Source organism: Nonomuraea sp. ZG12 (assembly GCF_052068115.1).
Taxonomy (GTDB): Bacteria; Actinomycetota; Actinomycetes; order Streptosporangiales; family Streptosporangiaceae; genus Nonomuraea.
On the sequence record NZ_JBQHCW010000011.1, the window covers coordinates 181,368 to 207,379 of the forward strand.

General features: G+C 70.5%; 21 protein-coding genes, 6 tRNA genes and 1 riboswitch. Of the genes, 12 read left to right on the forward strand and 15 right to left on the reverse strand.

Translation table 11 applies throughout. The annotated features are described in order from the left end of the window. Window positions 1-15 precede the first annotated feature (15 nt). The gene (locus ACTMTF_RS28285; protein ID WP_441113397.1) at window positions 16-564 is read left to right on the forward strand and encodes a GNAT family N-acetyltransferase; all 549 of its coding nucleotides are present in this window, start codon (window positions 16-18) and stop codon (window positions 562-564) included. A gap of 4 nt (window positions 565-568) precedes the next feature. On the opposite strand, the gene ACTMTF_RS28290 is transcribed toward ACTMTF_RS28285, so the two are convergent. Next, a complete protein-coding gene (locus tag ACTMTF_RS28290; protein WP_441113398.1) occupies window positions 569-1,708 on the reverse strand; it encodes an epoxide hydrolase family protein in 1,140 nt (379 codons plus the stop codon). 63 nt (window positions 1,709-1,771) lie between these two features. On the opposite strand from ACTMTF_RS28290, the gene ACTMTF_RS28295 reads away from it, so the two are divergent. Next, a complete protein-coding gene (locus ACTMTF_RS28295) occupies window positions 1,772-2,737 on the forward strand; it encodes a helix-turn-helix transcriptional regulator (RefSeq protein WP_441113399.1) in 966 nt (321 codons plus the stop codon). 79 nt (window positions 2,738-2,816) lie between these two features. Then, window positions 2,817-3,272, forward strand: a complete 456-nt coding sequence (locus tag ACTMTF_RS28300) for a hypothetical protein (RefSeq protein ID WP_441113400.1) — start codon at window positions 2,817-2,819, stop codon at window positions 3,270-3,272. Window positions 3,273-3,359: 87 nt separating this feature from the next. Here the strand turns inward: ACTMTF_RS28300 and ACTMTF_RS28305 are convergent, their stop codons facing one another. Beyond that, window positions 3,360-6,851, reverse strand: coding sequence for a hypothetical protein (locus tag ACTMTF_RS28305; protein ID WP_441113401.1), 3,492 nt, complete (start codon window positions 6,849-6,851; stop codon window positions 3,360-3,362). Window positions 6,852-6,986: 135 nt separating this feature from the next. On the opposite strand from ACTMTF_RS28305, the gene ACTMTF_RS28310 reads away from it, so the two are divergent. Continuing rightward, on the forward strand, window positions 6,987-7,391 hold the full coding sequence (locus ACTMTF_RS28310; RefSeq protein WP_397001882.1) for a nitroreductase family deazaflavin-dependent oxidoreductase: 405 nt from the start codon (window positions 6,987-6,989) through the stop codon (window positions 7,389-7,391). Window positions 7,392-7,427: 36 nt separating this feature from the next. Here the strand turns inward: ACTMTF_RS28310 and ACTMTF_RS28315 are convergent, their stop codons facing one another. Both ACTMTF_RS28315 and glgA read right to left on the reverse strand, forming a co-directional pair. After that, window positions 7,428-8,906: an Nramp family divalent metal transporter gene (locus ACTMTF_RS28315; RefSeq protein WP_441113402.1), complete on the reverse strand. Its 1,479-nt coding sequence runs from the start codon at window positions 8,904-8,906 to the stop codon at window positions 7,428-7,430. 56 nt (window positions 8,907-8,962) lie between these two features. After that, the gene (glgA, locus tag ACTMTF_RS28320; protein ID WP_441113403.1) at window positions 8,963-10,141 is read right to left on the reverse strand and encodes a glycogen synthase; all 1,179 of its coding nucleotides are present in this window, start codon (window positions 10,139-10,141) and stop codon (window positions 8,963-8,965) included. 167 nt (window positions 10,142-10,308) lie between these two features. Between glgA and glgC the strand changes: the two genes are divergently transcribed. Beyond that, window positions 10,309-11,544, forward strand: a complete 1,236-nt coding sequence (gene glgC / locus ACTMTF_RS28325; RefSeq protein WP_441113404.1) for a glucose-1-phosphate adenylyltransferase — start codon at window positions 10,309-10,311, stop codon at window positions 11,542-11,544. 49 nt (window positions 11,545-11,593) lie between these two features. Beyond that, entirely contained in the window at window positions 11,594-11,893 is a 300-nt protein-coding gene (locus tag ACTMTF_RS28330; protein ID WP_441113405.1) for a hypothetical protein, read from the forward strand. 69 nt (window positions 11,894-11,962) lie between these two features. Here ACTMTF_RS28330 and ACTMTF_RS28335 read toward each other — a convergent pair whose 3' ends face one another. The 10 genes from ACTMTF_RS28335 to ACTMTF_RS28380 all read right to left on the reverse strand — a co-directional run bounded on the left by ACTMTF_RS28335 (window position 11,963) and on the right by ACTMTF_RS28380 (window position 21,420). Next, entirely contained in the window at window positions 11,963-12,253 is a 291-nt protein-coding gene (locus ACTMTF_RS28335; protein ID WP_441113406.1) for a hypothetical protein, read from the reverse strand. A gap of 107 nt (window positions 12,254-12,360) precedes the next feature. Beyond that, window positions 12,361-12,427, reverse strand: a tRNA-OTHER gene (locus ACTMTF_RS28340). 118 nt (window positions 12,428-12,545) lie between these two features. After that, a tRNA-Pro gene (locus tag ACTMTF_RS28345) sits at window positions 12,546-12,620 on the reverse strand. A gap of 244 nt (window positions 12,621-12,864) precedes the next feature. After that, window positions 12,865-13,944: a mechanosensitive ion channel family protein gene (locus ACTMTF_RS28350; protein ID WP_441113407.1), complete on the reverse strand. Its 1,080-nt coding sequence runs from the start codon at window positions 13,942-13,944 to the stop codon at window positions 12,865-12,867. Window positions 13,945-13,978: 34 nt separating this feature from the next. Further along, window positions 13,979-14,974, reverse strand: a complete 996-nt coding sequence (locus ACTMTF_RS28355; protein ID WP_441113408.1) for a ribonucleotide-diphosphate reductase subunit beta — start codon at window positions 14,972-14,974, stop codon at window positions 13,979-13,981. A 27-nt stretch (window positions 14,975-15,001) separates the two neighbouring features. Continuing rightward, window positions 15,002-17,173, reverse strand: coding sequence for a ribonucleoside-diphosphate reductase subunit alpha (locus ACTMTF_RS28360; protein WP_441113409.1), 2,172 nt, complete (start codon window positions 17,171-17,173; stop codon window positions 15,002-15,004). A 103-nt stretch (window positions 17,174-17,276) separates the two neighbouring features. Continuing rightward, a riboswitch (cobalamin riboswitch) is annotated at window positions 17,277-17,470 on the reverse strand. 43 nt (window positions 17,471-17,513) lie between these two features. Then, complete coding sequence (locus tag ACTMTF_RS28365; RefSeq protein WP_441113410.1) at window positions 17,514-18,428, reverse strand: Bug family tripartite tricarboxylate transporter substrate binding protein; 915 nt, start codon at window positions 18,426-18,428, stop codon at window positions 17,514-17,516. A gap of 65 nt (window positions 18,429-18,493) precedes the next feature. Beyond that, window positions 18,494-19,225: an SAM-dependent methyltransferase gene (locus ACTMTF_RS28370; protein ID WP_441113411.1), complete on the reverse strand. Its 732-nt coding sequence runs from the start codon at window positions 19,223-19,225 to the stop codon at window positions 18,494-18,496. 88 nt (window positions 19,226-19,313) lie between these two features. Continuing rightward, window positions 19,314-21,134 carry a glutamine--fructose-6-phosphate transaminase (isomerizing) gene (glmS, locus tag ACTMTF_RS28375; RefSeq protein ID WP_441113412.1) on the reverse strand — a complete coding sequence of 607 codons (1,821 nt, stop codon included), beginning with the start codon at window positions 21,132-21,134 and terminating at the stop codon, window positions 19,314-19,316. A gap of 10 nt (window positions 21,135-21,144) precedes the next feature. After that, the gene (locus ACTMTF_RS28380) at window positions 21,145-21,420 is read right to left on the reverse strand and encodes a hypothetical protein (RefSeq protein WP_441113413.1); all 276 of its coding nucleotides are present in this window, start codon (window positions 21,418-21,420) and stop codon (window positions 21,145-21,147) included. Between the two features lie 264 nt (window positions 21,421-21,684). Between ACTMTF_RS28380 and ACTMTF_RS28385 the strand changes: the two genes are divergently transcribed. The 6 genes from ACTMTF_RS28385 to ACTMTF_RS28410 all read left to right on the forward strand — a co-directional run bounded on the left by ACTMTF_RS28385 (window position 21,685) and on the right by ACTMTF_RS28410 (window position 25,644). Further along, complete coding sequence (locus ACTMTF_RS28385) at window positions 21,685-23,865, forward strand: N-acetylmuramoyl-L-alanine amidase (protein ID WP_441113414.1); 2,181 nt, start codon at window positions 21,685-21,687, stop codon at window positions 23,863-23,865. Between the two features lie 85 nt (window positions 23,866-23,950). Beyond that, window positions 23,951-24,022 (forward strand) — tRNA-Gly (locus ACTMTF_RS28390). A 16-nt stretch (window positions 24,023-24,038) separates the two neighbouring features. Next, window positions 24,039-24,109, forward strand: a tRNA-Cys gene (locus ACTMTF_RS28395). A 53-nt stretch (window positions 24,110-24,162) separates the two neighbouring features. After that, window positions 24,163-24,234, forward strand: a tRNA-Gly gene (locus ACTMTF_RS28400). 20 nt (window positions 24,235-24,254) lie between these two features. Continuing rightward, window positions 24,255-24,329, forward strand: a tRNA-Val gene (locus tag ACTMTF_RS28405). A 529-nt stretch (window positions 24,330-24,858) separates the two neighbouring features. Further along, window positions 24,859-25,644 carry a mechanosensitive ion channel family protein gene (locus tag ACTMTF_RS28410; protein WP_441113454.1) on the forward strand — a complete coding sequence of 262 codons (786 nt, stop codon included), beginning with the start codon at window positions 24,859-24,861 and terminating at the stop codon, window positions 25,642-25,644. 42 nt (window positions 25,645-25,686) lie between these two features. On the opposite strand, the gene ACTMTF_RS28415 is transcribed toward ACTMTF_RS28410, so the two are convergent. Continuing rightward, a complete protein-coding gene (locus ACTMTF_RS28415; protein ID WP_441113415.1) occupies window positions 25,687-25,998 on the reverse strand; it encodes a DUF6401 family natural product biosynthesis protein in 312 nt (103 codons plus the stop codon). Between the last annotated feature and the right edge of the window lie 14 nt (window positions 25,999-26,012).

Below are 26,012 nucleotides of genomic sequence, written 5' to 3' on the forward strand. Positions count from 1 at the left end.
CGTTACCTTCTGCGCATGCAGCCAGTTGTGTGCAAAGGTGCGCGTCTGTGGCTTCGCGAGGTCACCGAGGCGGACGTCGCGGCGCTGCACGCCGTCTACGGCGATCCCGAGGCGACCCAGCACATGCCGTTCGGGCCCCGTACCCTCCAGCAGGTCGCCGAGCTCGTCGACGAGGGCGTGCGGTCCGCAGCGGCCGAGCCGCGCATGCTGTACGTGCTGGCGGTGCTCGACGTCGACAGCCAGGAAGTGATCGGCGTGGCCCGGCTGCACATCGACGCCGACCGCCCGCACAGCGCCGAGATCGGCCTGGGCCTGCGCCCGGACCGGTGGGGACGCGGCATGGGCACGGACCTGGTCCGGCTGCTGCTGGCGTTCGGCTTCAAGCGGCTCGGCCTGCACCGCGTCTGGGGCGCCCGCTCCCCCGCCAACCTGCCCGCGCAGCTCGCCATGCTCACCGCGGGCATGGTGGAGGAGGGCCGCCTGCGCCACCACGAGTCCACACCGGCCGGCTGGCGCGACTCCGTCGTCCACGCCGCGCTGGAAGAGGAGTGGACCGAGCGCTGAGCGGTCAGCGCACGAGCCGGAAGAAGGCGCGGACGTCGCCGATGAGCAGGTCCGGGGCCTCCATGGCGGCGAAGTGGCCGCCCCTGTCGAACTCCGACCAGTGGACCACCTTGTGCTCGCGCTCGGCGAAGCGGCGGACGCCGAGATCGCCGGGGAAGACCGCCACGCCGTGCGGGACCGTGGACGGCTCGACCGGCCGCCCCCAGGACGCCGCGCTCTCCTTGTACAGGCGGGCCGAGGAACCCGCGGTGCCGGTCAGCCAGTAGAGGCTGATGTTGGTCAGCAGCTGGTCGCGGTCCACCGCCTCCTCGGGCAGGTCGTGGGCCGGGTCGGTCCACTCCTTGAACTTCTCGGCAATCCACGCGAGCTGCCCCGCCGGTGAGTCGTGCAGGCCGTAGGCGAGGGTGTGCGGCCGGGTGGACTGGAGGATCGCGTAGCCGACGCCGTCCTGGTCGCCGTAGCCGCGCAGCCGCGCCTGCTCGGCCTCCGACAGTCCCTCGAACTCGGCGGGGTCGCCGGAGGGGAAGCCGAGCGCGCCGTTGACGTGCACGCCCACCACCCGCTCGGGGTCGATCCTGGCCACCTGGGGCGAGATCGTCGCCCCGGAGTCGCCGCCCTGAGCGCCGTAGCGGTCGTGGCCGAGGCGGCGCATCAGCTCCTTCCAGGCCCGCGCGACCCTGTTCAGGTCCCAGCCTCGCTCCCGGGTGGGGCCGGAGAAGCCGAAGCCCGGGATGGAGGGGGCCACGACGTGGAAGGCGTCGGCGGGGTCGCCGCCGTGCGCGCGGGGGTCGGTGAGCGGGCCGATTACGTTCATGAACTCGACCACGGAACCCGGCCAGCCGTGCGTGAGGAGCAGCGGCAACGCGTCCGGCTCCGGCGAGCGTACGTGCAGGAAATGCACGTTCTGGCCGTCGATCTCCGTGGTGAACTGCGGGAAGGCGTTCAGCGCCGCCTCCTGCGCGCGCCAGTCGTAGCCGTCGCGCCAGTAGGCGGCCAGTCGCCGGGCGTACGGGACGGGCACACCGTACGGCCAGCCGGCACCGTCCAGGTCGTCCGGCCAGCGAGTCCTGGCCAGGCGCTCCCGCAGGTCGTCCAGGTCGGCCTGCGGGACATCGATGCGGAAGGGGCGAATGTCGTTGCTCATACGGATCACGCTAGGCGCCGGTTAGGACAACTACGGTCCTAGGTGGGCGCGATACTGGCGGACATGTGGGAAACCTCCGCCCGGCTGCTCAAGCTGCTGTCCCTCTTGCAGACCCATCGCGACTGGTCCGGCTCCGAGCTCGCGGACCGGCTCGGCGTGACCGGCCGCACCGTCCGGCGCGACGTGGACCGGCTGCGCGAGCTCGGCTACCCCGTGCACGCCACCGCCGGGCTGTCCGGATACCGGCTCGGCGCCGGACACGACCTGCCCCCGCTGCTGCTCGACGACGAGGAGGCGGTCGCCGTCGCCGTCGGGCTGCGCACCGCCGCGCAGGGCAGCGTGACCGGCATCGAGGAGACCTCCCTGCGCGCGCTGGCCAAGCTCGAACGGGTGCTGCCCACCCGGCTGCGCCACCGGGTCAACGCCCTGCAGTCGATGACCGTACCGCTGACCGGGCCCGCCACCGTCGGCGCGGACACCCTGTCCGCCATCGCGGCCGCCTGCCGCGACCACGAGAGCCTGCGCTTCGACTACAGCAAGCCGGACGGCACCGCCGGCACCCGCACGGTCGAGCCGTACCGGCTCGTGGCCACCGGCCGCCGCTGGTATCTCGTCGCCTACGACACCGGGCGCGACGACTGGCGCGTCTTCCGGGTGGACCGGCTGCGGCTGCGCACCCCGGGCGGCCCGCGGTTCACCCCGCGCGAACCCCCCGACCCCGACCTCGCCGGGTACGCCTCGCGGATGATCTCCAACGCCCCCTACCGCTACCAGGGCCGGGTCACCGTGCACGCGCCCGCCGAGGCCGTCGCCGAGCGGGTCACCCCCGCCGCGGCGACCGTCGTGCCCGTCGACGCCGCCACCTGCCTGCTGATCGGCGGCTCGAACTCGCTGGACGAGCTGGCGCTCTGGCTCGCGTCCCTGGGCGTCCCCTTCGAGGTGCACGAGCCGCCCGAGCTGACGGCGCACCTTCAGGTGCTGTCCGACCGCCTCGCCGACGCGGCTCGCGGCTCCCGGCGGGACGGGTGAGGACGCGCCGGGACGGCGGGCACGGAGATTGTCGGTGGCGCGCTCTACGATGAGCCTCCTCAAGGAGGGAAGGCCGCCCATGCTGGACTCGCTGATCGTGCCCCTGTTCGTCACCGCCGACCTGCCGCCGAGGGCCGAGCTGGCGGAGTTCGGCGAGCTGCTCGCCGGCACGGCACGCACGCTCAGCCACGAGGGCGTGAGCTACGACGCCTTCCTGGCGGGCAAGGTGTTCTGGCTCGACCGTCCGGTGCTGCCCGAGCAGCGGCCCCAGGCGGAGGCCGAGTCCCGCTTCGCCGCGATGCTCGGCCACCTCGCGGCCTCCGGGGCCGGGCACACTGCCCGAGGCGTGCTCGCCGACATGCGGCGGGCCGTCGACGCGGCCGTGACCGTCCACTACGGCGACGTGGGGGTCGCCCCCGCGGTCTTCGCCATCCGCGACCGCGACATCCGCGAGCGCACCCCCGGCACCGCCATCTACGTCGACACCCGCCACGCCGCCCCCGACCTGGTCACCGTGGCCCGCCCCTACCTCTGACCTTCAGCGCCCGATTCCTCCACCCTGGGAGCGGAAGCCGGCCGCGTCGGCGTCGGACAGCCGGTTCCGCTCCGAGGCCCATCGCGGTCAGCCCGGCCTACCGTCCTCCTGTGGCTCGCCCGCCCCACTCCCGGCCCCTTCGCCAGGCGACCGCCCGCCGGACTCGTCCGGTAGCACGAGATCGCCGTCGCCGACCGATGAAAGGGGGGTGGCGAGGTGGTGACGGTCGGATGCGGGTGTGGCGAGGTGGTGGCGGTCGGTGGGGGTGGTGAGGGCGCGTTGGATCGCCTGCAGGCGATCCAGGGCCAGAGGGACCAGCTCGTCCGTGCGGCCCGCCATCACCTCGTACGGCGCCTCGGCGAGAGGCGTCACCTTCTCTGCGGCGAGGGCGGCGAGCCCTTCCTCCAGCGCGGCCCTGGCACGGACCAGTTCGCCATGGCCTTCGAAGGCGAAGCCGAGCCGGAGGCAGGCGAGGGCGGCGAGGTGCGGCCGGCCGTGGTCGCGGTAGGTCGCGCCGGCGAGGCGCAGGGTCTCCGGGTCGCCGGCGTGCGTGCCCGGCCCCTCAATCCGTTCCCTGACGACCGCCGAGCGCACCGGGTCGGCGGCGGCCAGGCCGTGGGCGGCGAGCAGGCGGGCCTCCGCCTCGGGCAGCCGCCCGGTGACCGCCGCCAGCTCGGCCTCGGCGAGCGTGACGGAGAACAGCGCCGTCAGGTCTCCGTCCAAGGCCGCGAGCTCCAACGCCCTGCCGAGCTCAGCCGCCGCCGCGTCGAAACGGTCCAGCTCCATCAGGCAGGCGCCGCGCATGGTGCGGGCGGCGGACTCCTTGCCCCCTGCCCCCAGCCGGGCGTACGCCTCGGCGGCCGTCGCGAAGTCCTGGGCCGCCTGCTCCATGTCGTGGTCGCCGTAGCCGAGGACGCCGAGGTCGTAGCGGACGGTGGCGAGGCCGTCGACGTCGCCGATGGTGTTGTAGGCGCGTTCGGCCAGCTCGAACGCGCGTCTGGCGGCCGGCAGGTCGCCTCGGGCGTGGCGGCGGTGGGCGATGTGCAGCCATTCGTCGGCGGGGTCGCGCCGCTGCCCGTGCCGGCGCACGATGTCGACGATGCTCGTCTCGCAGGCGGCCGCGTGTTCGGCCTGTCCGAGCGTGTGGAGCAGCCGCGCGTGGGAGTCCAGCGCCTGGCAGGCGTCGTCCCAGGCGCCGAGGGCTTCGAGCTCGGCGGCGCAGGTGGTGATCAGCTCAACGGCGGCGGTCGGGCGGCCCAGCTCCGCGCAGGCTCTGGCGCTGCCGATCAGGACCGCCGCCGCCCGTTCGGCCTGGCCGAGTGCCTGGTGCAGCTCACGGGCCCGGCCGGCGCACTCCCGTGCCGCGGCGGGGTCGCCCGCGGCGAGGTAGGCGTCGGCCGCGTCACTCCGGTGGGACGCCTCCTCGCCGGCGAGTCCGGCGTCCGCGCACAGGGCGGCGGCCCGCAGGTGGAGCTCGACGGCCCGGCGAGGATCGCCTGCCTGGGCCGCCACGGCGCCCATGTGGCCCACCTGCGCCGCCTCCTCCGGGCTCGCGCCCAGCTCGCGGTAGGCGGTCGCGGCGCGTTGGAAGGCGTGCAGCGCCGCCTCCCACTCGCCGAGCCGCTGGTGGTGGCCGCCCATCGTGGAGAGCGCGTCCGCCGCCTCGGCCGGCTCGTCCGCCGTGGCGAACGCCGGACCGGCCCGTTCGAGCAGCTCGATCGCGAGCGGGAGCCGCTCGCTCTCGGCGAGCTGGACGGCGGTGGCCGCCAGGAAAGGGCCGGCCTCGCCCGCCACGCGGGCATGGCGCTCACCGATCCGGAGCAGGACGCGGGCCGTCTCCTCCTCGTCGTACACCAGCGCGAGCCGCGTGGCCGCCAGCGCCAGGTCCTCGCCGGGGATGCCGGGCAGCAGGTCGGCGTCCTCGATCGCGAGGCGGAGCTGGGAGCGCAGCTCGCGGTCGCCGCGTGGGACGCTGCTGGCCAGCGTCAGCGCCTCGGCGAGGTCCGCGGGGTCGCCATCCGCCCTGAACCGCTGGATCAGCGCCTTGGCGAGCGTGCCGACGGCGGCGGGCCGGTCCTGCGCCTCGGCGGCCTGGCGGCCGGTGGTCACGGCCTCGTCGAGGTCGGCCTTGCGTCCCTCGCCGCCGTCCATCGCCCGGCGCCGCAGCAGCTCGGAGAGCGGGCCGTACGCCTCCGCCAGGAACGACGGCTCCTGTCCGGCGGCGAGCGCTTCGCGCAGCGCGGCGATGCCCTCGTCGGCGGCGCTCGTGCTCAGGTCCAGGCGCAGGGCCTGGCCGAGCAGCAGCAGGGCTCTGGGGCGCAGCGGATCGTCCTCGCCGCAGGCCGCGACGGCCGAGCGCGCGGCGGCTGTCGCCTCACCCGGATGGTCTCCCAGATCGGCGCGCTGGACCAGCGCGTCGGCCAGGTCGGCCAGCAGCCTCGGGCGGTCCGGGTGACCGGCGTAGGTGCGCGCGACGGCCTGCCGCAGGGTCTGGATCGCGATCTCCAGGTCGGCCAGGTCGCCGCCCGCCCGCCAGCGCCGCCGGCGCCGGTCCGCGAGCAGGTCGAGGCGGGTCAGCTGGTCGCGTCCGAGCCGCTCGGGGATCTCCCGGCCGGGTGTGCCGAGCACCTCCAGCATCTCCCGGCCCGCCTCCAGCGATCGTATGTCGCCGGTGACCACGTACCACTCGACCAGTCCCGCGGCGTAGCCCGCGAGCACGCGCGGGTGGGCGTGCTCGTCGTGCCAGAAGTCCAGCGTGGCCTGCCCGACCCGGATGAAGGCCAGGAGGTCGGCGTCGGCGGCCGACGCGGAGGCCCTGGCCTGGGCCAGGTCGAACAGGGTGAGCAGCGCCTGGGACCGCTCCTGGCCGCCCGGCGGGAGCTGGGCGGCCGCGAGGTGGGCCCTGATCAGCTCGTCGTCGCCGGGGACGGCCAGGCCGAGCACCGCGGCCAGCTCGCGCAGGTGGCGGCTGTCGCCGGGCGCGCCGAGCGCCGCCCTCAGGTGTACGTGGACCGCGTCGTCGAGCGCCTCCGGCTCCCCCGTGGCCGCGAACAGCCGGAGCAGCCCGCCGCCCAGGATCGCCAGCGCCTCCGCCGCCCAGACGGGATGGGGGGCCTCCATCGTCTCCCGCAGCAGTGACTCCGCCAGCAGGTCGCACACCTCCGCCGACGGCGTGCTGATCGCGCGGCGGATCAGGGCGTGCAGCAGCAGCCCGACATGCGGTGAGGTGTCCGGGTCCACATGGCGCAGGACCTCGTCGACCAGTTCCGCCCACGTCTGCGGCTCGTCGGCCGACGGGACGTTCGTCGTCCCCGGCATCCCGCCGGGATCGACCACGGCTGCGGCGGCGAAGAACACGCCCGCCACGGCCGCCTCGCCGCCGTGTCCGTCCAGCCGGTAGCGGGCCAGGTGGAGCTTCCCGATCAGACGCCAGATCTCGGCGTCGGCCGCCTCGCCGGTGCAGGCCCGCATCGCCTGCTCGGCCTCGGCCAGCGCGGGCCCCGCCAGCACGGATCGGGGGTCGGCGGTCCGTTCGAACTCCTCGATACGGGCAGCGAGAGGTCCGGCCGGATCGTTCATGGGGCAAGGCTCTCACCAGCCCGGCCCCGTCGTACAGGACCGGGTCGCGCACGTCCGGGACGGGAGCCGTCAACTCTTCGTACAGGCCCGGAGCGTGACGGTGAGGTCACGCGCTGCCGGGGTAGGCGACCCCACATGCTCTACGGCAAGGAACACGTCCGGCGCTATCAGGAGACCGACGGCGCCGAAGGACACGACTGGAACAACACCACGGTCCTTCTCCTGACCACCAAAGGCCGCAGGTCAGGCGAGCCATACACGACGCCGCTGATCTACCGGCCGCACGGCGACGCCTATGTCATCGTCGCGTCGAAGGGCGGCGACCCGGATCACCCTGACTGGTACAAGAACCTGCAGTCCAATCCCGAGGTGGAGGTGCAGGTCAAGGGTGACAAGTTCCGGGCCGGCACCCGTACGGCCACCGGCGAGGAACGGCGGGAGCTCTGGCGGCTGATGACCGCGACCTGGCCCGACTACGACGAGTACACCAAGAAGACCGATCGGGAGATTCCGGTCGTCGTCCTCGAACCGATCCGTTGACGGTGTCCCCGCCGCACCCGGGCGCGGCGGGGCGGGTCAGAAGGTGATCAGCGGCTCGCCGACGAAGTCGGCGATGAAGTTGACGAAGAAGAACCCGAAGAACAGGAAGTTCAGCACCAGGATGACGTAGTGCCAGGGCCGTGGCCGGGCCGGGCGGGGCAGCTTGCTGTTCAGGTAGATGAGGAAGAACGGGTAGATCAGCGCGCCCAGGTTCGACATGTTGGCTGACCATTCCACCAGCGCCACGGGCAGGCTGAGGTGGATGACGATGGAGATGATCACCAACAGCGTGATCATGAACGGGTAGTAGAACCGGCGCGGATCCCCCTCGACCAGGCGGCGCAGGCGCGGGCTGGTGGCGTGCGCGGCGTCGGTCGTCACCCGCACCATCGCCTCGAAGATGCCCAGCTGGGTGGAGAACAGGATCAGCACCCCCAGCACCAGCCCCACGTAGAAGACCGCTTGCCCGTACTCGTCGCCCAGCGCGGCGGCGACGAAGGTGGGGACGTTGGCCCGGGTGGGGGTCTCGCCCGAGAGCGCGACCGCCTGCGCCATGAGGATCGTGGGCAGCAGCATGCCGAGGATGGCGCCGACGAAGAACACCCCCCACATGTCCACCATCAGCAGGCGGTACCACCTGCGCCACAGCCCCCGGTTGAGCTCGTTGTCCGGGAAGGTCACGCCACTGGCCAGGATCTCGCTCCGCTTGCCGCGCAGCCCGGAGATGTACCCCGCGCGGTAGCCCATGCCGTAGCCCTTGTCGCGGTAGTGGCCCATGACGTACCAGTTGAGGCCGGAGGCCAGGGCGGTGAAGCCGGCCAGCGCGCCCAGCTGGGTGGCGGTGATCCCGGCGGGCGGGGCGGCGGGGGTGAAGAAGCCGCGGATGCCCTCCCACCACAGCTCCCACGGCACCACGAGCAGGTCGATGGCGAGCAGGGCGACGAGGATGGTGCTCACCAGGAGCCAGTTCGCCAGCTCCAGCGCGCGGCTGATGCGGCGGGCCAGCGCGGTGATCGCGAAGACCAGGACCAGCAGGGCGATGGCCCACAGGCGGGGCTCCTCGGCGTCGGCGGGCGGGATCGCACCGTGCACGAGCGCGTACACGCCCTGCCCGGCCGAGGCGGCCCAGCCCCCGGCGATGAAGGCGAAGATGACGATCAGGACCGACAGCGGGATCCACAGCCGCCAGCCCGGCGGCACCCGGCCCCAGCCGACCACCGGTGTCTCTCCCGTCGCCACGACGTAGCGGGCGCACTCGACGTTGTAGAACGTCTGCAGGATCGCCGACACCAGGATGACCCAGCCGACGCCGACGAAGCCGTACTGCCCCACGTTGAGCGGCCCGAGCAGCCACTCGCCGCTGCCGATGGAGATGCCGAGAGCGATCAGGCTCGGCCCCACGGCGTACTTGAACAGTTGCGCGGGCCCGATCCGGGAGACCTTGAAGACCTCCTCGGGCGTGGGCAGGTCGGTGACGTCGAGGTCCGGGCGGCTGACTCCGAGCGGGTGCGACATGGCTCTGCCTCCTGCCGCTCAGCGTGAGCCCGATACAGGGCCGTAACAAGGCCCAATTAGCCTGTTTTGCGCAGCGACGCGTAAAGGTCTGCGGTGCGGCGCGCAACGCGTTCCCAGGAGAAGTGCTCGACGGCTCGCGCCCGCCCCGCCCGCCCCATGGCCGCCGCCCGCGCCGGGTCTGCCAGCAGGGCGTTGACCCGCTCGGCCAGGTCCGCGGCGAACCGGCCGGGGTCGTGCGGGGTGCCGTCGGCGGCCTGGTCGATGGGCACGAGCAGGCCGGTCTCACCGTCGGCGACCACTTCGGGGATGCCGCCGGTGGCGGTGGCGACGACGGCGGTCTCGCACGCCATCGCCTCCAGGTTCACGATGCCCATCGGCTCGTACACCGACGGGCACACGAACACGGCCGCGTGCGTGAGCAACTGGATGACCTGGGGCTTGGGCAGCATCTCGGAGATCCAGACCACGCCCTCCCGGTCCAGGTCGCGCACCAGGCCGGTCACCTCGGCCTCGATCTCGGGGGTGTCCGGCGCGCCCGCGCAGAGCACGAGCTGCGCGTCGGGGGCGAAGGACCGCGCCGCGTGCAGGAGGTGGACCAGCCCCTTCTGCCGGGTGATCCGCCCGACGAAGATGACGTACGGCCTGGCGGGGTCGATGCCATGCTTTTTTAGGATCTCGTGGCCGTTGTCCGGCGCGTACTCGGTGGTGTCGATGCCGTTGTGGATGACGCTCACCTTGGCCGGGTCGATCCCCGGGTAGGCGGCCAGCACGTCGCGGCGCATCCCCTCCGACACCGCGATCACCGCGTCGGCGGCGGCGAGGGCGGTGCGCTCGGCCCACGACGAGATCGTGTAGCCCCCGCCGAGCTGCTCGGCCTTCCACGGGCGCAGCGGCTCCAGGCTGTGCGTCGTGATCACGTGCGGGATGCCGTGGAGCATCTTCGCGACATGCCCGGCAAAGTTGGCGTACCAGGTATGCGAGTGAACGACGTCCGCGCCCTCGCACGCGGCGGCCATTTCCAGGTCCACGCCGAGCACCTGCAAGGCGGCGTTCGCCGACTCCAGCCCGCCCGGCACCCGATAGGCCGACACGCCGGGTTCGTCCCGTTCGGCCCCGAAACACCGGACTCGCACGTCAGCCAGCTCCCGCAACTCCCTGGCCAGGTATTCCAGGTGCACGCCGGCTCCGCCGTAGACCTCCGGTGGATACTCCCTGCTGAGCAGATCAACACGCATGACTCGACCTTACGAGCAAGCCGCCCGTCCAGGGCACATCGACAGCCCGACACCGGGATCGAACGTGAGGCGATGGACGTACATATCTAAGGAGAATGGGACACGACGGGAGGGAGCCGGACGAGGTTTCTTCGATAGATGGGCCAATTGAGGGTAGCGTCCTGGGCATGAGGTCCCGGAGGGTGCTTGCGGTCGTGCTGGCAGGTGGAGAGGGAAAGAGGCTCATGCCTCTCACGGCGGACCGGGCGAAACCGGCGGTGCCGTTCGGCGGGATGTATCGGCTCATCGACTTCGTGCTGTCCAACCTGGCCAACGGCAACTATCTGAAGATCGTCGTACTGACCCAGTACAAGAATCACAGCCTCGACCGCCACGTCTCGCGCACCTGGCGGCTGTCGTCGATGCTCGGCAACTACGTGACGCCGGTCCCCGCGCAGCAGCGGCTGGGCCCACGCTGGTTCTCCGGCTCGGCCGACGCGCTCTTCCAGAACCTGAACCTGATCTACGACGAGATGCCCGAGCACGTGATCGTGTTCGGCGCGGACCACATCTACCGGATGGACCCGCGGCAGATGGTGGATCAGCACGAGCAGTCCGGCGCGGACGTGACGGTGGCGGCCATCCGGCAGCCGCTGTCGCTGGCCGACCAGTTCGGCGTGATCGAGACCGATCCGCAGGGCCGCAGGATCGTCGCGTTCCGGGAGAAGCCCAAGGACGCGGTGGGCCTGGCCGACTCGCCCGACGAGGTGTTCGCCTCGATGGGCAACTACGTGTTCAAGACCCAGGCGATGATCGACGCACTGCGTGAAGACGCGCTCGACCCGACCAGCAAGCACGACCTGGGCGGCAACATCATCCCGATGCTGGTCAAGTCGGGCGGGGCCGACGTCTACGACTTCGCGCACAACATGGTGCCCGGCTCCAGCGAGCGCGACCGCGGCTACTGGCGCGACGTGGGCACGCTCGACGCCTACTACGAGGCCCACATGGACCTCATCTCCGCCCACCCGATCTTCAACCTCTACAACGACAAGTGGCCCATCCACACCGGCCACGACCCGCTGCCGCCGGCCAAGTTCGTGCACAACGACGGCGACCGGGTGGGCCGGGCGATCGACTCGCTGGTCTCCCCCGGGGTGATCATCTCCGGCGGCCTGGCCCTGCGGTCCATCCTGTCGCCGATGGTCGTGCTGCATTCCCACTCGCAGGTGGAGGACTCCGTCCTGATGGACAACGTCAAGGTGGGCAGGGGCGCGATCGTCCGCAGGGCCATCATCGACAAGAACGTGGTCATCCCGGACGGCGCGCGCATCGGCTTCGACCTGGAGTACGACCGCACCCGCTTCGCGCTGACCCGCGGCGGCGTGGTCGTCATCGGCAAGAACGAGATCGTGGACCGCTGAGGCCGCCGGGACCGCCGGGACCGCTGCCGGACGGGCCTAGAGTGGTGCCGTGCTGCCAGATCTTCGCCAACCCCGGATCCGAGAGCTCAGCGAGTCGGAGCTGCCCCGCCGCCACTGGCGCGGGGATGACGGCGACGGCGGGGTGTGGCTGTTCGAGACCGTCGAGGGCGACGGCGAGCACTGGGCGATCCGGCAGATCGAGATCGACGCCGAGCGAGGTGTTCACCTCTACTGGTGGCGGCACCTGCAGGACGAGCACGGCTTCCTCACCGACCAGGCGCTGGAGATCTGGGACCTGATGGAGATCAGCGAGGCGGCGTTCCAGGCCGTCTGGGCGGCCGGTCAATGAGCGCGCGAAAGGCCGGCCCCAGGGCTCGTCGCGAGCTCCCGGGACCGGCCAGGCCGAACGGCCCGATGCTCAGTCGTCGAGGCGCCAGCTCTCGCCGTCGAGCGCGTAGTTGAGTGCCCAGCTGCCGTAGTCGCGGCCGTACGGGCGGCCGTCGCCCTTGCAGGCGCTGGCGTGACGCGTCCCGAGCGAGATCTTGTGACCGTGGATGTCCATCCAGGTCTTGACCTCCTTCGTCTGCATGTCGCAGCCGTGGCTCCTGTGGCGGTCTTCGATGTCCGCGGTGGCCGGGCCCGCCAGGCCACCGACCAGCGCGGCAGCGGCGAACGCAGCCCCGCCCGCAGCGATAAGGGTACCTCTCATGATATTCCCCCCGTGATCACGAAGTGTCATCGGTCCATCACTATACGGAGGGCCTTCGAGCGCGCCCCGCACGCCACGCTGGGCGCGACGGCACCTGATCATCCGGGTGCCGCCCCGGGGAGTCGAACCCCGACCTCCGCAGGGCGGCGCCTCTGCCAATTGGGCCAGGGCGGCTTGGGCCCCGGGCCGGGCTGGCGTGGGCCGCGCCCGGGGCGAGGGCTCGTGTCCGGCCGGGGGGCGCCATTCCCACCGGCCAGGCCGAACCCGCGGCCCTCTTCTTTCAGGGCCGTCGTCCGAGTGGCAGGATTCGAACCTGCGATGCTCCTGCTCCCAAGGCAGGCGGGCGGCCAAGCTACCCCACACTCGGTCGTACATGAAGGCATGAGCCATGAAGGCATGAAAAAACCGCCTCGGGGATCGCCCCGGGCGGCCGTCCTGGTGTCCGTCTCAGATCACCAGGAAGCCGGCCCTGCCCCCAGAGGGGACGGTCCAAGTGCCTTCAGCTCGCGCACCGTCGCCCTCCTTTCCTTCGCTGTTCTTGCTGGACGCTGTTCTTGCTGGACGATGTCCACGGTAGCCCGGTGATCGCCCCGGGTGCCACCGAATAAAACTCACTCGCGTGCGCCACTGCGCCACGACGCCCCGGCACGGGTCTCGGGCGTCTCGATGCGGAAGCGGGGCAGCGCGTCGGGGTAGTTCTCCCTGATGTAGGTGACGAGGTGCTCGCGTACGTCGCACTTGAGATCCCAGGCGGACGCCGAGTCCGCGGCGCTCATCAGGCCGCGCAGCTCCACCAGGCCGTTCGGCAGCACGTCGGTGACCTGGAGCGTCCAGTCCTTCTGGTCCCAGAGCGGGTTGCCCTGGATGAAGCGGTAGAGCTCCTCGCGGAGCTTGTCGACCGGCACCGCCCAGTCGACCCTCAGGTAGACCGCCGCGATCACCCGGCTGCCGTGCCTGGTCCAGTTCTCGAACGGGTTCTGGGTGAAGTAGGAGACGGGCAGGACCAGCCGACGCTCGTCCCACAGTCGCAGCACCACGTAGGTGAGCGTGAGCTCCTCGATCCTGCCCCATTCCTCCTCCACCACGACCACGTCGTCCAGCCGGAGCGCGTCGCTGAAGGCGAGTTGCAGGCCGGCGACCATGTTGCCGAGTGTCGGCTGCGCGGCGATGCCGATGATGGCGCCCGCGATGCCGGCGGAGGCGAGCAGCCCGGCTCCCAGCGCCTGTACCTGCGGGAAGGAGAACAGCATGACGCCGAAGGCCACCACGATGACGACCGCGGTGGCGACCCGGCGGACCAGCCCGATCTGCGTCATGATCCGCCGGGCCCGCCGGTTGCGCTCCCCCTCGACCTGGACCAGGCGGTCCATGACGACGTCCGTGAGAGCGTAGCTGGCCTGGATGATCAGCCAGGTGAGCCCCGCGATCGAGACGAGTCCGACCACGCGCTCGATCACCGCGCCGACGGCCAGCTCTTCCCGCGACACGCCGATCATCGACGGCTCGAACACCAGGTTGAACGACAGCGTCGCGGCCACCGCGAAGGCCGGCCAGGCGCAGCGCTCCCCCAGGTGGCGGGCCAGGTCCCACTTGCGCCCGGCTCTGGTCAGCGCCCGTCTGGCCAGTTCCACCAGCAGGATCGCGCCGGCCACGGACACGGCCAGGATCAGCCAGTGAGCCGTCGACGTCACCTTCACAACCTCCCGAAATATCCCACCAAATTACCTAGAACGTCTCATCAAAACTCACATTGCCCTCAACAGCCACCTGGTAAGCGGAAACACGCCGTTCGAAGAAGTTGGCCAGTTCCTGAACGTCCTGCAGCTCCATGAACGCGAACGGGTTGGCGGTGCCGTACCTGGCGGGCAGGCCGAGCCTGGCCAGGCGCTGGTCGGCGACGTACTCAAGGTAAGCACGCATCTGCCCGACGCTCATCCCGGGCATGCCGTCACCGCACAGGTCGCCGGCGAAGGCCAGCTCCGCCTCGACGGCCTCCTCGATCATCCGGGTCACCTGCTCGCTCAGCTCGTCGTCGAACAGCTCGGGCTCCTCGGCCCGTACGGTGTCCACGACGCTGAAGGCGAACTCCATGTGCATGGACTCGTCGCGGAACACCCAGTTCGTCCCGGTGGCGAGCCCGCTGAGCAGGCCCCGGGAGCGGAACCAGTAGACGTAGGCGAACGCGCCGTAGAAGAACAGGCCCTCGATGCAGGCGGCGAAGCAGATGACGTTGAGCAGGAACTGCTTGCGCTCGCCGGGGGTCTCCAGGCGCTGGATCCCGTTGATGGAGTCGATCCACCTGAAGCAGAACTCGGCCTTGTCGCGGATGGACGGGATGTGCTCGATGGCGGCGAACGCCTTGACCCGCTCGTCCGGATCGGGCAAGTAGGTGTCCAGCAGTGTGAGGTAGAACTGCACGTGGACGGCCTCCTCGTACAGCTGCCTGCTCAGGTACAGGCGCGCCTCGGGGGCGTTGGCGTGCTGGTAGAGGTTGAGCACGAGGTTGTTGGCCACGATGGAGTCGCCGGTGGCGAAGAAGGCGACGAGCCGGTTGATCAGGTGGCGTTCCTGGGGCGTCATCCTGGCCAGGTCGGCGAGGTCGGTGTGCAGGTCCACCTCCTCGACCGTCCAGGTGTTGCGGATCGCGGCCCGGTAGCGCTCGTAGAAGTCCGGGTAGCGCATCGGGCGCAGGGTGAGGTCCATTCCGGGGTCAAGCAGCATGGGGAGTTCTCCGTACAGAAAAGGGGTCTACTGGCAGGCTTCGCAGGTTTCCGGGTTCTCCAGGGAGCAGACGTCCGGGGCGGCCTGCTGGACGGTGATCTGCTGAATGGTGGTCTGCGCGATCCGGGTGGCCGGGCGGGAGCGGAGGTAGTAGGTGGTCTTCAGGCCGCTCTTCCACGCGTAGGCGTACATCGACGACAGCTTGCCGATGGTCGGTTCGGCCATGAAGAGGTTGAGCGACTGCGACTGGTCGATGTACGGCTGCCGCGCCGCCGCCAGGTCGATCAGGGCCTTCTGCGGCAGCTCCCAGGCCGTGCGGTAGAGGGTCTTGAGATCCTCGGGGACGCCGGGCACGTTCTGGACCGAGCCGTCGGCCCGCTTGAGGTCGTCGCGCACCTGCTGGGTCCACTGCCCGCGCGCCTGGAGGTCGGCCACCAGATAGCGGTTGACCTGGAGGAACTCGCCGGACAGCGTCTCGCGCTTGAACACGTTGGACACCTGCGGCTCGATGCACTCGTAGCAGCCGGCGATGGAGGCGATCGTGGCCGTCGGCGCGATGGCGAGCATGAGGGAGTTGCGCAGGCCGGAGGCGGCGATCTTGGCGCGCACCGCGTCCCAGCGCGGCGAGGTGGCGGCGTCGTAATGGTCGGGGTGCAGCACTCCCCCGGCGGCCCGGGTGTCGTCGTAGGACGGGTGCCTGCCGCGCTCGGCGGCCAGGTCGGCGGAGGTGTCGTAGGCGGCCAGCGCGATCTCCTCGGCGATGCGGGTCGACAGCGCCAGCGCCTCGGGCGAGTCGAACGGCAGCCGCAGCGTGAAGAACACGTCCGCCAGCCCCATCACGCCCAGCCCGATCGGCCGCCACCGCCGGTTGGCCGCCTCGGCCTCGGGCGTCGGGTAGAAGCCGAGGTCGATAGTGACGTCGAGGAAGCGCACGGCGGTGCGTACGGTCGAGCGCAGCCTGTCCCAGTCGATCTCGGCCCCCTCGCGCAGGTGGGCGGCGAGGTTGATGGAGCCGAGGTTGCACACCGCGGTCTCGGCGTCGCTGGTGACCTCCAGGATCTCGGTGCACAGGTTCGACAGGTGGATGACGTTCTCGGGGCGGGCCGTCTGGTTGGAGGTGCGGTTGGCCGCGTCCTTGAACGTCATCCAGCCGTTGCCGGTCTGCGCCAGCGTGCGCATCATGCGGCCGTAGAGGGTCCGGGCGGGGATCTGACGGACGAATCGCCCGTCGGCCTCGTAGGCACGGTAGGCGCGTGTGAACGCCTCGCCGTACAGGTCGGTGAGGTCGGGCACCTGCTTCGGGTCGAACAGCGACCAGGGCTCGTCCGCCTCCACCCGGCGCATGAACTCGTCCGGCACCCAGTTGGCCAGGTTGAGGTTGTGGGTGCGGCGGGCGTCCTCGCCGGTGTTGTCCCGCAGCTCCAGGAACTCCTCGATGTCGGCGTGCCAGGTCTCCAGGTAGACGCAGGCAGCGCCCTTGCGGCGGCCGCCCTGGTTGACCGCGGCCACCGAGGAGTCCAGGGTGCGCAGCCAGGGCACGATGCCGTTGGAGTGCCCGTTGGTGCCCTTGATCAGCGAGCCGCGCGAGCGGACCCGGGTCCAGGAGATGCCGATGCCGCCGGCGTACTTCGACAGTCTGGCCACCTGGCCGTACCGGTCGTAGATCGCCTCCAGCTCGTCGCGGGGTGAGTCGAGCAGGAAGCAGGAGGAGAGCTGGGGCCGCCGCGAGCCGGAGTTGAACAGCGTCGGCGAGCTCGGCAGGTAGGACAGGGTGGACATCAGGGCGTAGAGCTCGGCGGCCTCGGCGACTGTCGTGGACAGCCCGCACGCCACCCGCAGGAAGAAGTGCTGCGGCCGCTCCAGCACCGCCCGCGTGTCCGGGTGGCGCAGCAGGTAGCGGTCGTAGACCGTGCGGAGCCCGAAGTACTCGAAGCGCTCGTCGGCTTCCTCGCGGATCAGCGCGTCCAGCTCGGCGGCGTTGGCCGCGACGAACGCCGCCAGCGCGTCCTGGACCAGCCCGGCGGCGTGGGTGGCGGCCACGGATTCGGAGAACGAGCGCACCCCGTGCCCGGCGGCCTCGTCGGCGATCTCCTCGGCGAGCAGCCGGGCGGCCACCCGGGAGTTGGCCGGGTCGGTGATCACCCGGGCGGCGGCTTCCTCGATGGCCAGCCGCCGATCGGCCTCAACGATCTGTGTCACGTGCTCTCTCCTCGCGAGCTCATCCTCGATGAGGGCACGCGAGAGCACTGCGGCTCGCCTCGAACGCCGGCCGCGGACGCCCCCGGACCCTCCCTCGAGGCCCTGGACATTCACATCACCGGCAGGTCTTCGGGCTTGCGGGCGCCTGTCTTCCTCCTACTGGCCGTCGCTTCCCAGATCTCTCCAGTGCACGTGACGGCGGTCGTTCCCGCTCACCGCTGCGGGGCAGCCCCGGAATCGCACCGGGTTCCCTTTTGCTCCGCCTCCAGGAGGCGAACCAGCGACGAGCAGGATCCTACATCTAGTGGCAGTTTCCGCAACCGCCCCAGCATCTTGTGTCTCAGCGCGCTCCCAAGAGCCCGAGGTCGCGCATCACGGCCTTGGTCCGCCGCACCTCCGAGGCCAGCCACTGCACGAACTCCTCGCCCGCCAGTGGGATCGGCGCCCATCCTCCGGTACGGCAGGCCCGCCGCCAGGCCGCGGACCCCGCCACCTCCTCGCACATGCCGACGGCCGAGGCGCGGGCCTCGTCCTGCATGGCGGCCGGCCCGACGACGGCGCACCAGTTGGCGAAGTCGACGCGCACGCCGCTCTCCAGCAGGCTCGGCGCGTCCAGCCCGGGGAAGCGCTTGGCGCACGACACGGCGAGCACTCGTACCCGTTCCTGATCGATGTGGGGGCGCCAGTCGGCGAGCGTGCCGACGACCGCCTCGGCCCGGCCCGCGAACAGCGCGGTGGCCGCCTCCGCGCTGCTCTGGTAGCCGGTGTAGTCGACCTGACGGATGTCGGCGCCGACCCCCTTGGCGATCAGCCCGAACAGCAGGTGGTCGGGCTCCCCCAGAGGTCCGCCGGCCAGGGGCGTCCGGCCGGTGTGGGCGAGCAGGTGCGCGCCGAAGTCGGCAAAGGTCCTGAAGCGGGAGTCGGCGGGCACGAGCACCACCTCGACCTCGCCCGCCAGCCGGGCCAGCGGTGTCGCGGTCTCGGCCAGCGTCAGCCCGTCGTTGAGCTCGGCCGCGGCGAGCGCCGGCAGCCCGGTGACGGTGAGCCGGACGGCCTGTCCCGGCCCGGCCACCGGGAACCCGGCCTCGCGCACCGCCGCGACGAACGCCCGCGTCACCGGCCGCCACCGCGCTCCCCCCGCGACGATCGTGTACGGCCGCCCGCCGTTCGCTCCTGGGACGTGGCGCTGGGTGCCGCAGCCGGCCAGGCAGGCGGCCGCCCCCAGTCCGCCTGCGAGAAACCGTCTTCGCCGCATGACGCACCCCCCGAGTCCCCTACTTCACGTTATTGTCACATAACGCAGAGTTACACCTCGGGGTCCTACGGTTTCCGGGCCAGACCCGCCAGCACGTACGAGGGCAGCAGCGGGCCGCCCACCAGCCGGGGCCGGTCAGGACGCCAGTCGGCCGCCTGCACCAGACCCGGAGGCACCAGCTCGAAGTCGCCGAAGAAGGCCCGGATCTCCTCCGGGCTGCGGTCGGTGGACGCCTCGCCCTCCTGCCGGCTGCTGGAGGTGGCGTGCGTGAGCGCCAGATAGCTGCCCGGGGCCACCGCCTCGCGCAGGCGGGCCACCAGGCCATCGGGATCGCGGCCCGCCGGGAAGGAGTGCAGCATCGACACCATCAGGACCGCGACCGGCTCGTTCAGGTCGAGAAGGCCGGTGGCTCCCGCCAGAATCCGGTCGAGGTCGAGCAGGTCGGCCTCCACGAAGACCGCCCTGTCCTCCCCCCGCAGCAGCGCACGCGCGTGCGCCGCCACGATCGGGTCCTGATCGACGTAGACGACCACGGCGTGCGGTGCCACCTCGTGTACGTTGCCCTGCGTGGGCAGGCCGCTGCCGAGGTCGAGGAACTGCTCCACGCCTTCCTGCGCGACGTAACGGACCGCCCGCTGGAGGAAGCCGCGGCTGGCGCGGGCCAGCGGCAGCGCCTCCGGGATCAGATCCGTCAGCCTGTCAATGGCCTCACGATCGACCGCGTAGTTGTCCTTGCCGCCGAGGAGGTAGTCGTACATCCGGGCGACATTGGGGGTGTGGGGGTCGGACTGGGACACCTTTCTGACACTATGGGCTCAGTGTCAAGGGGGACACAGGGCCGAATCCGACTATGACCCATCCGAACGGTAAGCCTTGTCTTACCGCCTATTCGACGGTGACGCTCTTGGCCAGGTTGCGCGGCTTGTCCACGTCACGGCCGAGCGCGACGGCGGCGTGGTAGGCCAGCAGCTGAAGCGGGATGGTCAGCAGGATCGGGTCCAGCTCGATCTCGTTCTTCGGCACCACGATGGCGTCGTCGGCCAGCTTGGCGTCGGGCTCGCGGTGGCCGATCATCAGGACGTTGCCGCCCCGGGCGCGGATCTCGCCGAGTGTGGTGAGGTTCTTGTCGAGCAGCTCGTCGTCGGGGACGATCGCCACCGTCGGGATCTCGGGGCCGATCAGCGCGAGCGGGCCGTGCTTGAGCTCACTGGCCGGGTAGGCCTCGGCGTGCACGTAGGAGATCTCCTTGAGCTTCTGCGCGCCCTCGCGGGCCACCGGATAGCCGCGCACCCGGCCCACGAACATCATGCTGGCATGGCCGGCGTACTTCTGCGCCAGCTGGGCGATCTTGTCGCTCTGCGTGAGGATCTCCCCGATCTGGTCGGGCAGCCTGCGCAGGCCCTCGCAGATGCGCCGGCCGTCGGCGGGCGACAGGTCGCGCACCCGGCCCAGATGCAGCGCCAGCAGCGCGAACGCCACCGCGGTCGAGGTGAACGCCTTGGTGGAGGCCACCGACACCTCCGGCCCCGCGTGCAGGTAGACGCCGCCGTCGACCTCGCGGGCGATGGCGCTGCCGACGGCGTTGACGATGCCGATGACCCGGCCGCCCTTGCGCTTGAGCTCCTGCACGGCGGCCAGGGTGTCGTAGGTCTCGCCGGACTGGCTGATCGCCACGTAGAGGGTGTCCTGGTCGACGACGGGGTTGCGGTAGCGAAACTCGCTGGCCGGCTCGGCGTCGGCCGGGATGCGGGCCAGCTCCTCGATGAGCTGCGCGCCGATCTGGCCGGCGTAGTAGGCCGAGCCGCAGCCGATGACCTTCACCCGGCGGAAGGAGCGGGTCTCGCGCGCGTCCATGTTCAGCCCGCCCAGGTGGGCGATGTTGAAGCGCTCGTCGAGTCGGCCGCTCAGGGTGCGGGTGACGGTGTCGGGCTGCTCGGAGATCTCCTTGAGCAGGTAGTGCTCGTAGCCGCCGGTGTCGTAGTGGCCGGCGTCCCAGTCGACGGTCAGCGGCTCCTTGGCGGTCTCGCGGGCGTCGCTGGCGAAGGTGTGGAAGCCGTCGGCGCGCAGCACGGCCAGCTCGCCGTCCTCCAGGTGCACCACCTGGCGGGTGTAACGGACCAGCGCGGCCACGTCGGAGGCGGCGAACATCTCCTTCTCGCCGATGCCGATCACGATCGGGCTGCCGTTGCGCGCCACGACGACCTCACCCGGCCGCTCGGCGTCGATCACCGCGATGCCGTACGTCCCCACCACGCTCTTGAGGGACTTGCGGACGGCCTCCTCCAGCGAGTCGTTCTCGTCGACGGCCCGGGCGACCAGGTGGGCGAGCACCTCGGTGTCGGTCTCGGACACGAACTCCACGCCGTCGGCGCTCAGCTTGGCGCGCAGCTCGTCGGCGTTCTCGATGATGCCGTTGTGCACGACCGCGATGCGCTCGTCGGCCGACAGGTGCGGGTGCGCGTTCACGTCACTCGGCACGCCGTGCGTGGCCCAGCGGGTGTGGCCGATGCCGAGCGTCCCCTTGAACCGGGCCGGCACCACCTTGGCCAGGTCGGCGACCCTGCCCTTGACCTTGCGCAGCTTGAGGCCCTTGTTGGAGACCACGACCCCGGCGGAGTCGTAACCGCGGTATTCGAGCCGCTGCAGCCCTTCGAGCAGGATGGGGGCCGCGTCCTTCGGCCCGATATACGCCACGATTCCGCACATCTGAGGTCTCCTATCCGTAGATGATCCGGCGTAGCTGCCGCAGGGAAAGCTCGGGGGCCGCCACCCGGCGGCCCCGTAGCTCCGCGGCGACCCTGGGGAAGATCTCGTCGTTGGTGAGGCCGCGAGCCTGCAGCTCGCCGTGGCGTCGCCGTACGAACTCCTCGGTCGACTCGGAGAAGTACGACAGCACGTCGGCCACCACGCGTGCCGCCTCACCAGGTCCCAGGGGGCTGGTCTTGGTCAGGTGGGCGATGAGGTCTTCGTAGGGATGCCGTGCCGTGGACACAGAGGAGGACATTACGCAGATCGATCGGGACATGCCAAGATCCTGCCCGAAATCGGGCAGGATTTAGCTCTAAGGCGCTTCTGACTTCTCCCATGGAGGTTCGGCCACTTACCCACTCGAACCTGGGTGAAGTCCCACGAGAGGGTGAGGAGTTTGCCGTGAACTCAACTGGTCTCCTGCGTAACATCCGTCCCGTCTGACACACCCCTTTCTGGGAATGGTTACGGGGAGTGTTCATCTCGTGACATTTACATGGGGGTTGTCATGCTGCTCTGGGTCGCGCTCACCGCCACCGCCGGCGCCCTGGCCGTGCCGGGCCAGGCCCCGGGGCGGCAGGGCGACTTCGCCGAGGCGGCCAGGGAGTACGGGGTGCCGCAGAGCGTCCTGCTCGGCGTCTCCTACCTGCAGTCACGCTGGGACGCGCACGCCGGCGAGCCGAGCACCGCGGGCGGCTACGGGCCGATGCACCTCGTGGACCTCACCGCACTCCCCGGCCAGGAGCGCGAGCCGGGAGGCGATCACGCCCACGGGGACGCACGCGGCGACAGCGCCCGTCCGGTGCGCCACTCCCCCTCGGACTCCTCTCAGCCGTCTTCCCCTCCCCAGACCGGCGACTCGCAGCGGGAGACTGCGGGACTTCCTGGGGCGGGGAGTCCCCTGGCGGGGGGTCCTTCCGTCTCCGGTGGGGCGTTGTTGAAGGAGGCCGGGCGGTTGACGGGGCTGAGCTCGGCGCGGTTGCGCAGTGATCCGGCCGCGAACATCAGGGGCGGCGCCGCGCTGCTCGCCTCCTTCCAGGAGCGGCCCAGCTCCGACCCGGCCCAGTGGTACGGCGCGATCATCCGGTACGCGGGGTCACGGAGCTTCGCCGACGAGGTGCTCTCGGTGATCCGCGCCGGAGCATCACGCCGTACGGACGACGGCTCCGTGGTGCGGCTGACGGCCGACCCCGGCCTGCGGTCACCGGCTCCGCTGCGCCGGGCGGCGAGCCGGGCCGAGTGTCCGCAGGCGCTGACCTGCGAGTGGATGCCCGCGGCGTACAAGCGGACCGGCAAGAAGGACTACGGCAACCACGACCGTCTTGATCACTCCCGGCAGATCGACTACATCATCGTCCACGACACCGAAGGGACCTACCGGGGCATCTCGGCCCTGGTGAAGAACCCTAAGTACGTGAGCTGGCACTACACGATCCGCTCCAACGACGGACATGTCGCCCAGCATGTGCTGAACAAGGACATCGCCTGGCATGCGGGCAACTGGGATGTCAACAGCCGCTCGATCGGCATCGAACACGAGGGCTACCTGGCCAAGGGCGGCACCTGGTACACCGAGGCGATGTACCGGGCCTCGGCCAAGCTCGTCCGCTATCTGGCGAACAAGCACGACATCCCCCTCGACCGCGCCCACATCCTCGGCCACGACAACGTTCCCGGCACCACCCCCGAAACCCTGCCCGACATGCACGACGACCCGGGCCCCTACTGGGACTGGGCCCACTACTTCGACCTGCTGGGCGAGCCGTTCGGGAGCGCCGGCCAGGATACGTCGTACGACAAGGCCGCACTGCCGAACGACCCATCGAACAGTCCCTCGCACGACCAGTCGCACGACCAGGACCCGTCGTTCGAGCACACCTGGTGGAGCACTCCCATCGGGGAGACCCTGTGGGACGCGCCGTTCAAGATTTCGTTCGGGCCCGCCTGGCACGAGCCGCCGTCCAGCGAGGCCACGCCGCGTAGGGAGGAGGAGTTCGCCAGGCCCGATCGGGACGCGCCGTACCAGTGGTCCAGGGAGGACGCGCAGCTTGAGGGCGGCGGGTCGGTGCTCATCCGGCCGTCCTACGACGATCACCGGCCTCGCTTCACCGGCTGTACGTCCGCCAAGCCCGCCAAGGCGTGCCCCCCGCACGGCGCGTCGGTGGTGTGGCTGCACACCGAACCGCGGCACAAGGCCCCGCTGATCGACGACATCGGCAAGCTCGTGGGCAAGCCCAGCACGTACAGCGTCTACGACCACAGCGCCCGCGCCTCGACCGGCCAGCGGTACGCGGTCGCCGAGCGGCGCGGTGACTGGACGGCCATCTGGTATCTCGGCCAGAAGGCCTGGTTCCACAACCCGCGGTCACGGCCGACCGCCGTCCCGGCCCGAGGCCCGCTCGTCACCCCGATCAAACCCACAGTCAAGGTGTACGGCCGGGCGTACCCCGAAAAATCCGCCTACCGAGGCACGGGGGTCGCTTTCCAGCGCCATGTCCCGCTTCCCTACACCATCCGCCAGGGCCAGTCCTACACCGTCGGCCACACCCTGACCGGCACCTACCAGTCGGCGAAATCGTTCAAGCCGGCCAAGCACGTCATGGTCAAGGGCGACCTGCGTTACCACCAGATCCAGCTCGGCCACCGGGTCATGTTCGTCCGGGCGGAAGACGTACGCATCATCCGTTGATTTTGGCTTCACCGACCTCTCAGTGCACACGGGCACTCCGCGAAGGCGATATGGTTTTCCCGTGACCGGCCAGTGCCGGAAGCACGCGGAAGTGGCTCAGTGGTAGAGCATCACCTTGCCAAGGTGAGGGTCGCGGGTTCGAATCCCGTCTTCCGCTCGGAGTTCAATCTCCTGGTGGAGTGGCCGAGAGGCGAGGCAGCGGCCTGCAAAGCCGTCTACACGGGTTCAAATCCCGTCTCCACCTCGGCGAAGGTCAGCGGAGCCTCCGGGATCCGCTAAAGTAAAGTGCGACGCCATGCGGAAGTGGCTCAGTGGTAGAGCATCACCTTGCCAAGGTGAGGGTCGCGGGTTCGAATCCCGTCTTCCGCTCTGAGTGCACAACTCAATACGGACGATTAGCTCAGCGGGAGAGCGCTTCCCTGACACGGAAGAGGTCACTGGTTCAATCCCAGTATCGTCCACCACACGGCGCATTCCAGAGGCCGTCACACCACAGCGATCAATGAGTGGCTGTGCGAAGCAAGGCGAGACGCTCGACCGGATGCCCGGTCGAGCGTTTTTTCGCGCTCTGGCTGATCGGACCTGTGCTCAGTCCTTGAGCTCGCGCTCCAGCAAGCTCATGAGGACCCTGTCATACCAGCTGCCCTTTCGGGCTTCGGGTTCGCCGACGGGCGATCTGGCCACGAGATCCTGTCGAAGCAGAAGGATGTGCGTCCGGCGCCATCGTGCCGCCAGCGGCCAGGACGGCGGTGCCTGCCGCCAGGGCAGTACCACCGGCGACCTGTACGCCTACCCCCAGCGAACGGATCGGCGCCTGGCCGGCGTTCGGACAGTGGACACCGCCCTGGTCCTCCGCCGGGCCGGAGTCCTCACCTAGGACGTCGATCGTCCAGAAAATGCAAAATACATCCCATTGATTACGCTCTGTGCGTGATCGGCCTTCTGACCGGGTAGCGCGTTGGCATTGGCTCCTCGGAGGAGGAAACCGTGGACATCAACATAGGCCAAGGCATATCGGATGCCTGGCGACAGATTGCGACGTTCGTACCGAAGTTCTTCGCGTTCCTGGTCATACTCGTCATCGGGTGGATCATCGCGAAGGTGCTGATGAAGGTCGTCGACAAGATCCTTGAGCGGGTCGGCTTCGACCGGCTGGTACAGCGCAGCGGCGTGCACACCTGGCTGGCCCGCAGCGACTACGACGCCAGCAGCCTGGTCGGGAAGATCGTCTACTACGCGATCATCCTGATCACCCTGCAGATCGCCTTCAGCGTCTTCGGGCCGAACCCGATCTCCGCGCTGCTCACCGGCGTGGTGGCCTGGCTGCCCAGCGCCATCGTCGCCATCGTGATCATCGTCGTGGCCGGGGCGATAGCCAAGGCCGTCGGCGACATCATCAGAGGCGCGCTGGGCGGGCTCTCGTACGGCCGCATGCTGGCTGTCGCCGCCCAGGTGTTCATCTGGGCGCTCGGCATCATCGCCGCGCTGAACCAGATCGGGGTGGCCACGGCGGTCACCACACCGGTGCTGATCACCGTGCTCGCCACCATCGGCGCGATCGCGGCCATCGGGATCGGGGGCGGCCTCGTCCGGCCGATGCAGCAGCGGTGGGAGCGGTGGATAGGCCGGGTCGAGGCCGAGGCGCCACAGGCCAGGGCACAGGCCGAGGCGTACCAGCGAGGTCGTGGCGACGCCGCCTCGATGACCGAGCAGCCGACGACCCGCCCCACCGGAACCGGGCCCGGCGGTGCCACCCGGTCGGGTTACGAGCAGCCCTGAGCCCGCGGACCGGCCGGCTCGCGCCATGGGCCGGCCGGTCCGTCAGGCGGGTGCCCCGTCTTCGAGGAAGCCCGACTCCCTGGCGAGCCAGCAGGCCGCCGTCAGCCGCAGCGCGGGGGCGTCGAGGTCGCCGTAGAACATCCAGTCACGGTCGCGCAACTCGTCCAGGAAACCCAGGACGTAGTCGCCCAAGGTCTCGCGGTCCAGCGGGATCGCATCCCGCAGCACCGCGGCGTGCTGATCCACCGCGGCCACCAGGCCCGGGTCGGTGGTCATCCGGTCGAGCTGCGCTTGGCCGAGCATGTCCATCACCGATCGCAGCGGTGAGGCGGCCCAGCCGTCCTGGAGATTCACCCTTTAAACCATAA

Bases quoted from the DNA above. Each gene is read 5' to 3' on its own strand.
- ACTMTF_RS28385 (WP_441113414.1), top strand. From the start codon at position 21,685: ATGCTGCTCTGGGTCGCGCTCACCGCCACCGCCGGCGCCCTGGCCGTG.
- ACTMTF_RS28290 (WP_441113398.1), bottom strand. From the start codon at position 1,708: ATGAGCAACGACATTCGCCCCTTCCGCATCGATGTCCCGCAGGCCGAC.
- ACTMTF_RS28335 (WP_441113406.1), bottom strand. From the start codon at position 12,253: ATGAGAGGTACCCTTATCGCTGCGGGCGGGGCTGCGTTCGCCGCTGCC.
- ACTMTF_RS28285 (WP_441113397.1), top strand. From the start codon at position 16: ATGCAGCCAGTTGTGTGCAAAGGTGCGCGTCTGTGGCTTCGCGAGGTC.
- ACTMTF_RS28310 (WP_397001882.1), top strand. From the start codon at position 6,987: ATGCTCTACGGCAAGGAACACGTCCGGCGCTATCAGGAGACCGACGGC.
- ACTMTF_RS28305 (WP_441113401.1), bottom strand. From the start codon at position 6,851: ATGAACGATCCGGCCGGACCTCTCGCTGCCCGTATCGAGGAGTTCGAA.
- ACTMTF_RS28300 (WP_441113400.1), top strand. From the start codon at position 2,817: ATGCTGGACTCGCTGATCGTGCCCCTGTTCGTCACCGCCGACCTGCCG.
- ACTMTF_RS28355 (WP_441113408.1), bottom strand. From the start codon at position 14,974: ATGCTGCTTGACCCCGGAATGGACCTCACCCTGCGCCCGATGCGCTAC.
- ACTMTF_RS28315 (WP_441113402.1), bottom strand. From the start codon at position 8,906: ATGTCGCACCCGCTCGGAGTCAGCCGCCCGGACCTCGACGTCACCGAC.
- glmS (WP_441113412.1), bottom strand. From the start codon at position 21,134: ATGTGCGGAATCGTGGCGTATATCGGGCCGAAGGACGCGGCCCCCATC.
- ACTMTF_RS28295 (WP_441113399.1), top strand. From the start codon at position 1,772: ATGTGGGAAACCTCCGCCCGGCTGCTCAAGCTGCTGTCCCTCTTGCAG.
- glgC (WP_441113404.1), top strand. From the start codon at position 10,309: ATGAGGTCCCGGAGGGTGCTTGCGGTCGTGCTGGCAGGTGGAGAGGGA.
- ACTMTF_RS28365 (WP_441113410.1), bottom strand. From the start codon at position 18,428: ATGCGGCGAAGACGGTTTCTCGCAGGCGGACTGGGGGCGGCCGCCTGC.
- glgA (WP_441113403.1), bottom strand. From the start codon at position 10,141: ATGCGTGTTGATCTGCTCAGCAGGGAGTATCCACCGGAGGTCTACGGC.